Source organism: Actinomyces sp. Z5 (assembly GCF_003287795.1).
In the GTDB taxonomy this organism is placed as follows: Bacteria; Actinomycetota; Actinomycetes; order Actinomycetales; family Actinomycetaceae; genus Actinomyces; species Actinomyces glycerinitolerans.
In genome coordinates this window covers 1-10799 of the sequence record NZ_QMIN01000101.1, presented here as the reverse complement: position 1 = coordinate 10799, position 10799 = coordinate 1, and the positions used below count along the sequence as shown (strand labels likewise).

General features: G+C 70.7%; 9 protein-coding genes and 3 tRNA genes. All 12 read left to right on the top strand.

Translation table 11 applies throughout. The features are described from left to right. Positions 1-457 precede the first annotated feature (457 nt). Positions 458-529: transfer RNA gene (locus DRB06_RS13600), tRNA-Gln, on the top strand. 82 nt (positions 530-611) lie between these two features. After that, a tRNA-Glu gene (locus DRB06_RS13595) sits at positions 612-684 on the top strand. Positions 685-717: 33 nt separating this feature from the next. Continuing rightward, a tRNA-Glu gene (locus tag DRB06_RS13590) sits at positions 718-793 on the top strand. A gap of 288 nt (positions 794-1081) precedes the next feature. Beyond that, complete coding sequence (locus tag DRB06_RS13585) at positions 1082-2716, top strand: ribonuclease J (RefSeq protein WP_073331347.1); 1635 nt, start codon at positions 1082-1084, stop codon at positions 2714-2716. A gap of 47 nt (positions 2717-2763) precedes the next feature. Next, positions 2764-3678 (top strand): PfkB family carbohydrate kinase, encoded by a 915-nt coding sequence (locus tag DRB06_RS13580; RefSeq protein WP_073331344.1) that lies wholly within the window; start codon positions 2764-2766, stop codon positions 3676-3678. A 54-nt stretch (positions 3679-3732) separates the two neighbouring features. Next, positions 3733-6465: a DNA translocase FtsK gene (locus DRB06_RS13575; RefSeq protein WP_111820243.1), complete on the top strand. Its 2733-nt coding sequence runs from the start codon at positions 3733-3735 to the stop codon at positions 6463-6465. A gap of 34 nt (positions 6466-6499) precedes the next feature. Next, the gene (gene pgsA, locus DRB06_RS13570) at positions 6500-7117 is read left to right on the top strand and encodes a CDP-diacylglycerol--glycerol-3-phosphate 3-phosphatidyltransferase (protein WP_073330643.1); all 618 of its coding nucleotides are present in this window, start codon (positions 6500-6502) and stop codon (positions 7115-7117) included. Then, a complete protein-coding gene (locus tag DRB06_RS13565; protein ID WP_073330640.1) occupies positions 7114-7680 on the top strand; it encodes a CinA family protein in 567 nt (188 codons plus the stop codon). Before pgsA ends, DRB06_RS13565 begins: the two co-directional genes overlap by 4 nt. Before the next feature lie 152 nt (positions 7681-7832). Beyond that, positions 7833-8255, top strand: a complete 423-nt coding sequence (locus DRB06_RS13560) for a helix-turn-helix domain-containing protein (RefSeq protein ID WP_170866493.1) — start codon at positions 7833-7835, stop codon at positions 8253-8255. Between the two features lie 228 nt (positions 8256-8483). After that, complete coding sequence (locus DRB06_RS13555) at positions 8484-8720, top strand: DUF3046 domain-containing protein (protein WP_073330637.1); 237 nt, start codon at positions 8484-8486, stop codon at positions 8718-8720. Positions 8721-8927: 207 nt separating this feature from the next. Beyond that, on the top strand, positions 8928-10118 hold the full coding sequence (recA, locus tag DRB06_RS13550) for a recombinase RecA (RefSeq protein ID WP_111820242.1): 1191 nt from the start codon (positions 8928-8930) through the stop codon (positions 10116-10118). Further along, complete coding sequence (locus DRB06_RS13545) at positions 10118-10609, top strand: regulatory protein RecX (RefSeq protein WP_073330631.1); 492 nt, start codon at positions 10118-10120, stop codon at positions 10607-10609. Before recA ends, DRB06_RS13545 begins: the two co-directional genes overlap by 1 nt. The last annotated feature ends 190 nt before the right edge of the window (positions 10610-10799 follow it).

Below are 10799 nucleotides of genomic sequence, written 5' to 3'. Positions count from 1 at the left end.
ACCGATGTCCTGACACACCAAGTGTCACCGATGTCCTGACACAAAACTGTCACCGATGTCCTGAGACATCACACGTGTACAGCGCCTGCAAACCTCTAAAACTCGTGTTCATGAGCCAAACACGTGTGCGTGCGGGCGGGCGCCGGGGCGGTGTGGCGCCATGGACTACGCACCGGACGCTGTGACCCGGCGCGGTGTGGCGCCATGGACTACGCACCGGACGCTGTGACCCGGCGCGGTGTGGCGCCATGGACTACGCACCGGACGCTGTGACCCGGGGCGGGGCGCACGCGCTGGGCGTGGCTGCCCGCCGTGGTGGCGAACAGGTCCGGGCCGGGGCGGGGCGCACACACAGGGTGTGGCTGCACTCACGGCGATCTGACTTGGCGTTGGCGGGGAGGCCGTGTAGATTACCGATCGCTGCCCGGGCGTAAGCCGCGCGGGTGCACCAATCTCTTGGGGTATGGTGTAATTGGCAACACAGGTGATTCTGGTTCATCCATTCTAGGTTCGAGTCCTGGTACCCCAGCCGAGTGCTGAAAGCCGCCAACCAGCCCATCGTATTGATGGGCAGAGTACGGCCTCAGTACCTCGAACAATTCAATACGCACGCCCCGTTCGTCTAGCGGCCCAGGACACCGCCCTCTCACGGCGGCAGCGCCGGTTCAAATCCGGCACGGGGTACGAGCCACGGCTCCTCGCGGAGTCAGATGGCAGGCCCCGTTCGTCTAGCGGCCCAGGACACCGCCCTCTCACGGCGGCAGCGCCGGTTCAAATCCGGCACGGGGTACCACCGAGCGCCGAGGATCCCCTCCGGAAGTCAAGCTCCCGAGGTCGGCGCCATTCCCGACCCGGCCCACGTGGCCGGGTTTTTGTTTACCCTCCACGCAATACCGGCGATAACCAAGCCCTGCGGCGCAGGGCCTTGGCGCGGCGGGCGCCCCCGCATCCGGCACCGACACCCCGAAAACTCCGTGCGGGAGGCCCCCGATGGCTCACCCCGGCCGGGCGAGTGGCTACACTCGCCGCCGTGACCAACTTCCCCAAGCTCAGCGCCCCCGGCCCGCTCCAGGACGGAGCGATGCGCATCACCCCCCTGGGTGGCCTCGGCGAGGTCGGGCGCAACATGACCGTCTTCGAGGTCGACGGCAAGCTGCTCATCGTCGACTGCGGCGTGCTCTTCCCCGAGGAGGACCAGCCCGGCGTCGACCTGATCCTGCCCGACTTCACCTACATCGAGGACCGCCTCGACGACGTGGTCGCCATGGTGCTCACCCACGGCCACGAGGACCACATCGGCGGCGTGCCCTACCTGCTGCGTCTGCGCGAGGACATTCCCCTGATCGGTTCCGACCTCACCCTCGCCTTCGTGGCGGCCAAGCTCTCCGAGCACCGCATCCACCCGGTGCTGCGCGTGGTCTCCGAACACGAGGAGGTCTCCTACGGGCCCTTCGACCTGGAGTTCGTGGCCGTCAACCACTCCATTCCGGACGCCATGGCGGCGATGATCCGCACCGACGCCGGCTCGGTGCTGATTACCGGAGACTTCAAGATCGACTCCCTGCCCATCGACGGGCGCATCACCGACCTGCGCTCCTTCGCCCGCTTCGGCGACGAGGGCGTGGACCTGTTCTGCGTGGACTCCACCAACGCCGAGGTCCCCGGCATGATCGGCCATGAGAACCAGATCGGCCCGGTCCTGGACGGCGTCTTCGCCGACTCCGAGCAGCAGATCATCGTCGCCTCCTTCGCCAGCCACGTGCATCGCGTCCAGCAGGTGCTCGACGCCGCCGCGCTGCACGGCCGCCGCGTCGCCTTCATCGGCCGCTCCATGGTGCGCAACATGGGCATCGCCGCCGAGCGCGGCTACCTGAAGGTACCCGAGGGGGTGCTGGTCAACGCCCGCGACCTCAGTTCCCTGCCGCCCGAGGAACGCGTGCTGATGGTCACCGGTTCCCAGGGCGAGCCCATGGCCGCCCTGTCCCGCATGGCCCACGGCGAGCACCGCTCCGTCACCGTGGAGCCCGGAGACACGGTGATCTTCGCCTCCTCCCTGATTCCCGGCAACGAGAACTCCGTATACCGGGTCATCAATCAGCTCATGCGCCTGGGGGCCCGCGTGGTCCACCAGGGCAACGCCAAGGTGCACGTGTCCGGCCACGCCTCCTCCGAGGAACTGCTGCACGTGTACAACATCGTCGGCCCCCGCAATGTCATGCCGATTCACGGCGAGATCCGCCACCTGGTGGCCAACGGGGCCCTGGCGGTCAAGACCGGCGTCGACCCCAAGCGGGTGATGCTGTGCGAGGACGGCGTCGTGGTCGACCTGGTCGACGGCAAGGCCCGCATCGCCGGCTCCGTGCCCTGCGGCTACGTCTACGTGGACGGCTCCTCGGTCGGCGAGATCGACGAGACCGAGCTCAAGGACCGGCGCATCCTCGCCGAGGAGGGCTTCGTGTCCGTCTACGCCGTCGTCGAGACCTCCACCGGCACCATCCTGGCCGGCCCGGACATTCAGGCGCGGGGCGTGGCGGAGGACGACTCCGTGTTCGACGAGGTCCTGCCCGACGTCACCAACGCGCTCGCCGACGCCCTGGACAAGGGCAACGCCGACGCCCACTCCCTCCAACAGGCCATGCGCCGCACCCTGGGCCGGTGGATCGGCCGCCGGCTGCGGCGCCGGCCCATGATCGTCCCGGTGGTCATCGAAGCATGAGCGCGCTCCGCAGCACCCTGATCAACCAGGGCGACGGTCAGCGGGCCATGCGCCGCCCCGCCTGCTTCATCTCCACCGGCTCCGTGCTGATCGACCTGCCGCTGCACGTCGAGCGCGTCCCCGCGCCGGGCGGCGCCGTCACCGCCACCTCGTCCGGCCCCACGGTCGGCGGCGGCTACACGGTCGTCTCCGCCGTCGCGCGCCAGGGGCTGCCCGCCGCCCTGGCCGCCACCCTGGGCACCGGCCCCAACTCCGCCCAGGTGCGCGAGACGATGATGCACGACGGCGTGGAACTGCTGGTGGACGAGTTGGTGGGCGACATCGGCACCTGCACCACCCTGATCGAGCCCAGCGGGAGGCGCACCTTCATCACCACCGAGGGGGTGGAGGCCGAACCCCAGCTGGAGGACCTGCAACGCATCGAGCTGCGCGAGGGCGACTGGGTTTACGCCACCGGCTACGACCTGGTGCACCGCTCCAGCCGGGACGTGCTCACCTCCTGGCTGCTGAGTCTGCCCGAAGACGTCGGGCTGGTCGTCGACCTCGGCCCCGTGCAGCCGGAGATCCCCGACCACGTGCTGTTGCCCGTCCTGCGCCGCACCACCCTGCTGACCGGGAATCACTTCGAAACCACCCAGCTGACCGCCCGCCTGGGCAGCCCCGAGGCGCTGCGCCGTGCCTGCCCCGACGGCCTGCTGGTGCGTCGCACCGGCGTGCACGGCTGCGTCATGTGGCCCGTGGGCGGCGACCGCATCGAGGTGCCCGGGTTTGCCCGCGACGTGGTGGACACCACCGGCGCCGGCGACACCCACACGGGCGTGCTGGTGGTCGGCCTCATGGACGGGCTCGACGTCGTCGCCGCCGCCCGCCGGGCCAACGCCGCCGCCGCTGAGGCCGTCAGCCGGGTCGGGCCGGCCCGCGCCCCGCGGCGAGACGAGATAGACGCGTTCCTGCGCGCCTAGCCCGGCGTGGCAGGCCCGCCGCCCGCCGAGCGCACGGGTAGCGTTAACGACACCATGGCCAATTCTCGCACCAAGACTTCGCCGCCCCCCGCTCAGCCCGCCGGCGGACGCTACCGCCGTACCGGCTGGGCGTTCGTCGTGCTGGCGCTCGCCGTCGTGATCGGACTGCGCGAGTGGTTCGGCATCTCCGGCGCCGCCGGCGGCGTGCTGCACCACATCGCCGCCGGGCCGCTGGGCGTGCTCGGAATCGCCGTGCCCGTGCTGCTGGCGGTCCTGGGCGTGGCCATGCTGCGCGCCCGCAGCTTCGCCGGCACGCCCGTGCGCGTGGCGGTCGGCTGCCTGGGGGTGCTCACCGGCGTGGCCGGCATCATCCACGTGACCTCCGGCAACCCAGCCCTCGACCACGGGATCGCCCCCCTGGAGCAGGCCGGCGGCCTGCTCGGCTGGGTGGTCGGCTACCCGCTGGCCACCCTGTTCAGTGCGGTCGGCGCGGTGATCCTGTTCGTCCTGCTGATCGTCTTCTCCGCCCTGGTCATTTCCGGCAAGACGGTCGCGGAGATCCGTGAGCGCCTGAACGAACGCCGCGCCGGCGTCGACGACGCCGGCCAGACCGCCCCCAACCTCGCCACTCGCACCCTGGGGCGGGTGCGCCGCGCCGTCGCCGGTGCGGACGAGGAGGCCCCCACCACCCGCTTGGACGCATACGACGGCGACGAGGCCTTCCGCAGCGCCATCGAGACCGACAAGCGCCCGCGTGGCAGCGGGCGGCGCAAGCGCACCAGCGCCCCCGCCGAGCTGCCCGCCGCGCCGACGCTGGCCGGCGACGACTCCGCCACCAGCGTGCTGCCCGATCCGCCCGTCGACGTGCCCCTGGACGACGACGTCCCCGCCGCCCCCGCACGCCGGCCCAAGGCGGTCAAGGCCGCCAAGGGCAACAGCAAGTCCGGCAAGTCCGCGAAGTCCGCCGGCTCCAAGCCGAATGCCGTCCCCGCGCCCCGGAGTGAGCCCGACGCCGTCACCCAGGAGACCCCCGCCGTCGCCGAACAGGACGAACAGGACTTCGCCGACGCCATCGCCCTGGGGCAGATGCAGCTGCCCGACGGCTCCACCTACCGCCTGCCCGACGAGTCCCTGCTCGAGCCCGGCCACGGACACGCCACCCGCACCGACGCCAACGACGCCATCGTCAACAAGCTGCAGGACGTGTTCACCGAGTTCGGCGTGGACGCCACCGTCACCGGCTACACGCGCGGCCCACAGGTGACCCGCTACGAGGTCCACCTGGGGCGCGGCGTGAACGTCTCCCGGGTCACCAGCCAGGAGAAGAACATCGCCTACGCGGTCGGCTCCGACGAGATCCGCCTGCTCACGCCCATCCCCGGCAAGAGCGCCATCGGCGTGGAGATCCCCAACTCCGACCGCGAGATGGTCAAGCTCGGCGACGTGCTGCGCTCCCAGGCCGCCAAGAAGCAGGCCCACCCGCTGGTGGTGGGCCTGGGCAAGGACGTCGAGGGCGACTACGTGGTCACCAACCTGGCCAAGACCCCGCACCTGCTGGTCGCAGGCCAGACCGGCTCCGGTAAGTCCTCCTTCGTCAACTCCATGATCACCTCCATCATGATGCGGGCCACACCGGAGGAGGTCCGCATGGTGCTGGTGGACCCCAAGCGCGTGGAACTGACCATCTACGAGGGCATCCCGCACCTGATCACCCCGATCATCACCTCCCCGAAGAAGGCCGCCGAGGCCCTGGAGTGGGTGGTGCGGGAGATGGACGCCCGCTACGACGACCTGGCCTCCTTCGGCTTCAAGCACATCGACGACTTCAACAAGGCGGTGCGCGCCGGCGAGGTGCAGCCCCTGCCCGGATCGCAGCGGGTGATCGCCCCCTACCCCTACCTGCTGGTGGTGGTCGACGAGTTGGCTGACCTAATGATGACCGCGCCCAAGGACGTCGAGGCCTCCATCCAGCGCATCACCCAGCTGGCCCGCGCCGCCGGTATCCACCTGGTGCTGGCCACGCAGCGGCCCGTCGCCCAGGTGGTCACCGGACTGATCAAGTCCAACGTGCCCTCCCGCCTGGCCTTCGCCACCGCCTCCCAGCTCGACTCGCGCGTCATCCTGGACCAGAACGGCGCCGAGACCCTCACCGGCCAGGGTGACGCCCTCTACCTCGGTCCGGGTGCCTCCACCCCGGTGCGCGTGCAGGGCTCCTGGGTGACCGAGTCGGAGATCCGCGCGGTCGTCGAGCACGTCAAGGGGCAGTTGCAGCCCGACTACCGCGAGGACGTGATCGTCCCGGAGGTCAAGAAGCAGATCGACGAGGAGATCGGCGACGACATGGACCTGCTGCTGCAGGCCGCCGAGCTGATCATCACCAGCCAGTTCGGCTCCACCTCCATGCTTCAGCGCAAGCTGCGAGTCGGCTTCGCCAAGGCCGGCCGACTCATGGACCTGCTCGAGACCCGCGAGGTGGTGGGGCCCTCGGAGGGCTCCAAGGCCCGCGAGGTGCTGGTCCAGCCCGAGCAGCTGGAGGAGACCCTCGCCTGGATCAAGGGCGAGGGCGCCGCCCCCGGCGGCGAGGCGGATGCGGAGGCGGCCGCGCCCGCCGCGGACGCTGACGGCAGCGCCGACGCCACGACGACGACGCTGCCCACCGACCGCTACGGCTCCGACCCCCTGGAGGCCGACCGGGGCCTGAGCGAGTCGGAGTCCTGGGACGACCTGGCCGCCGAGGAGGACTCCGAGGACGCCTGGAGCCTGACCGGCCGCGGCGCCTCCTGGTGAGGTGTGCGGCGGGGATCATCTAGGCTGGAGGGCGATGAACACCACACCCGGCGAACCGGCCACCGCCCCGCAGGCGAGCGCGCCCCCATTGTTGAACATCGCCAACGTCTTGACGGTGCTGCGGCTGATCCTGGTCCCCGTCTTCATCTGGCTGATGCTCCAGCCGGGTGACGGCATGCGGCTGGCGGCCACGATCGTGTTCGTCGTGGCGGCGATAACGGACAAGCTGGACGGTCAGCTGGCCCGCTCCCGGGGCCTGATCACCAGCTTCGGGAAGATCGCCGACCCCATCGCCGACAAGGCGCTGACCCTGTCCGCATTCATCCTGCTGTCCGTGGCCGGGCACCTGTGGTGGTGGGTGACGATCATCATCGTGGTGCGCGAGTTGGGCATCACCGTCATGCGGTTCGTGATGCTGCGCCGCGCCGTCATGGCCGCCTCCCGCGGCGGCAAACTCAAGACCACGCTGCAGATGACCGGCATCATCGGGCTGCTCCTGCCCTGGACGATGTTCCTGCCGGATGGGTTCGCCAATGTGCTGGTGGCCCTCGCCTACGCCGCCATCGGTGCCGCCCTGGTGGTCACCGTGGTCACCGGCGTGGATTACGTGCTGCAGGCCCGCCGCATCGCACGTGGGGAGGAGCCCGCATGAGCGCCACCCCCGCCGACCAGAACACCACCGCGGCGTCCGCTCCCGACGGCGATCACAGCACCCTGGTGGAGGCGGCGCGCTTCCTGCTGGCCAAGGCGGAGGAACGCGGTCTGACGCTGTCGGTCGCCGAGTCGCTCACCGGCGGCCAGGTCGCCTCCACGCTGGTGAGCGTGCCCGGGGCCTCGGCCGTCGTCGTCGGCGCCGTCGTCGCCTACGCCACCCGCATCAAGGAGCAGGTCCTGGGGGTGGATGCCGCCCGCCTGGCCGCAACCGGGCCGGTCGACGGCGAGGTGGCCAAGCAGATGGCTGCGGGCGTGGCCCGGCTCATGGGCACCGACCTGGGCCTGGCCACCACCGGGGTGGCCGGGCCGGGCGCGGCCGACGGGCACCCGGCCGGCACCGTGCATGTGGCCGTCGCCTCACCCTGGGGGACGCTGGCGCGCGAGCTGCACCTGTCCGGTGACCGGGATGCGGTGCGTGACGGCGCCACCACCGCGGTGCTGGCCCTGGCGGGCGCGCTGCTCGAGGCCGCCCCGCCGCCCGGCGCGGACGCCGTCGAGTAGCGCGGGCGAACCGACGGCCGGATAACCTGGGTCTTACCGACGGAACCCCCAGGCTTCTTCCAGATTTGTCGGGAAGGATCGTCTCAACGCCGCCGGGGGAGGACCCGCCGGAGGCGGGAATGAAACCGCCACACGAATGGTTGTGCCACACGATGAACAACGTGACTCACCCCCGCACCACCCGTCCCGCACGCCCGGCGGGCCGCGCACCGATGCGGCAAGCACCCGCGGCGGGGCATGGCACCGCCGTGGACAACGCGACGAACAAGCACGAGAACATCCTTCTGCGCCGCGAGATCGGCGAGGTACTGCGCTCGGTGCGTCAGCACCAGGGACGTACCCTGCGTGAGGTCTCGAGCCAGGCCCGTGTCTCGCTCGGCTACCTCTCCGAGGTCGAACGCGGTCAGAAGGAAGCCTCCTCCGAACTGCTGGCCTCGATCTGCCAGGCCCTCGACGCCCCGCTGTCCGCGGTGCTGCGTGAGGTCTCCGACCGTATCGCCATCGCCGAGGGCGTGGTCGTACCCGACACCGTCCCCGACGAGCTGGTCCGCCAACAGGGTCTGACGCTGCGCTGAACCCGTTCCGGCGGAACGCCTACGTCTTCACATCGTGCCCGGTTGTGGGCCGCTGCGGCGGCCCCTCCCGGGCACGATTGCGTCCCGGAGCCGGCCCTGCGCCATACTGCCCACGGCACTGTCCACGCCGCGATCCGCCCGCAGGGGCGTTGTCGGTGCCGCGCCGACGGCGCCCGCCCATGTCCATCCCGGCGGTGCGAAGCCGCCCACTCGACCTCGAGGAGCCGCATGAAACATTCAGAGTTCTGGCGCGCCGTCGACACCGTGTTCGGCTCCGCCTACGGGCGCTCGCTGGCGCAGGACCTGGTGCTCTCCGGTATCGGCCGCACCAGCGTGGAGGCCCTTGAGGCCGGCGTGCCGCCGCGCGATGTCTGGCACGCCCTGTGCGATGACACCGACCGCAGTGAGGCGGACCGCTGGGTATTCCGCGACGACCCGCGTCGGCGCCGCCGCGACACGCGGTGAGCACCGCTCGCATTCGAACAACTGTTCGCCTACTGTGGTCCACAGGCGACGTTCGTGCACCCCGCGGCCACAGCGGTCGCGGAGGGGTGCTGATTCATGTCAGTGGTCCGGCATAACGTCGTTCGCGAGCCCCGGAGAGGGGCTTCCGCAACCAGGACCAGCCGTATCCGCCGCGGCGGCGAGCCGCATTAGAACAGAGGAATACCAATGCCCACCGCAACTCAGACACAGGACCGCTCCAAGGCTCTGGCCACAGCCCTGGCCCAGATCGACAAGTCCTTCGGCAAGGGCTCGGTCATGCGGCTCGGCGACGACGTCCGCCCGCCCGTCTCCGTGATCCCCACCGGCTCCGTCGCCCTCGACGTCGCCCTGGGCATCGGCGGGCTGCCCCGCGGCCGCATCGTGGAGATCTATGGTCCCGAATCCTCCGGTAAGACCACCGTGGCGCTGCACGCCGTCGCCAGCGCCCAGAAGGCCGGCGGCAACGCCGCCTTCATCGACGCCGAGCACGCCCTGGACCCGGTGTACGCCAAGGCCCTGGGCGTGGACACCGACAACCTGCTGGTCTCCCAGCCGGATACCGGCGAGCAGGCCCTGGAGATCGCGGACATGCTGATCCGCTCCGGCGGGCTGGACATCATCGTCATCGACTCCGTCGCCGCCCTCGTGCCCAAGGCGGAGATCGAAGGGGAGATGGGTGACTCCCACGTCGGTCTGCAGGCGCGGCTGATGAGTCAGGCGCTGCGCAAGATCACCGGCGCCCTGTCCTCCACCGGCACCACCGCCATCTTCATCAACCAGCTGCGCGAGAAGATCGGCGTCTTCTTCGGTAACCCCGAGACCACCACCGGAGGCAAGGCCCTGAAGTTCTACGCCTCCGTGCGCATCGACGTGCGCCGCATCCAGACCCTCAAGGACGGCGACCAGCCGGTCGGCAACCGCACCCGCGCCAAGGTCGTCAAGAACAAGATGGCCCCGCCCTTCAAGCAGGCCGAGTTCGACATCCTCTACGGCCAGGGCATCTCCCGCGAGGGCGGCATCATCGACCTGGGCGTGGAGAACGGCATTGTGCGCAAGTCCGGCGCCTGGTTCACCTACGGCACCGACCAGCTGGGGCAGGGCAAGGAGAACGCCCGTGCCTTCCTGAAGGACAACCCCGAGTTGGCCGATGAGATCGAGCACAAGATCCTGGCCACCCTCGGCATCGGGGAGCCCGGCCGTGAGGCCCGCAAGGCCGCCGCGCAGGAGGAGGCGGAGAAGGCCGCCGCTGCCACCGCCCCGGCGGGCGCGAAGACCGCCGCGAAGGGCACCGGTGCGAAGTCCGGCGGGCGCAAGTCGAAGGCGGCCGCGGCGGAAGAGGCCGACGCCATGTTCGGTGAGGACGCCGGCGGCTTCTGATGCCCTGGCTCACCCCGGACGCCCACACCGAGCAGGTCGAGGCGGCCAGGGATATCGTCCTGCGCCGCCTCGACCGCTCCGCCGCCCCACGCGCCGCCCTGGCCCAGCTGCTGGAGCGCAAGGAGGTTGATCCCGTCGTTGCCCAGGAGGTGCTGGATCGCCTGGAGGCCGCCGGCGTGATCGACGACGCCGCCTATGCCGCCCGCCTGGCACGCACCCGCTTCGCGGAGAAGGGCGCGGCCCGCCGCGCCATCGCGGAGGAGCTGCGTCGCAAGGGGCTGGGGGAGGGGCACATCCGTGCCGCCCTGGAGCAGATCGACGGCGAGGACGAGGCTGCTGCCGCCCTGGCGCTGGCGCGCAAACGGCTGGCGGTCAGCCGGGGCCTGGAGCCGACCGTGCGCCGTCGGCGGGCCCTGGCCGCGCTGGGACGCAAGGGCTACTCCGCCTCCGTTGCCGCGGGCGCGGTCGAGCGGGCCCTGGCGGAGGAGTAACTCCGGCGTCGCCCCGCCGAGCACCGAAGCGGAGGCCCTGCCCGGGACCGACTGGGGCGGTCTAGGTCCTGTTGTGTAAGTGCTTGGGTGGCGGTGTGTGGCTGTTGAGCCTGTCGGTTGGACCGCTGTTCCCCGGTTGGACCGCTGTTCCCCGGTTGGACCGCCGTAGCCGCCGGTTACAGCGGTCCAA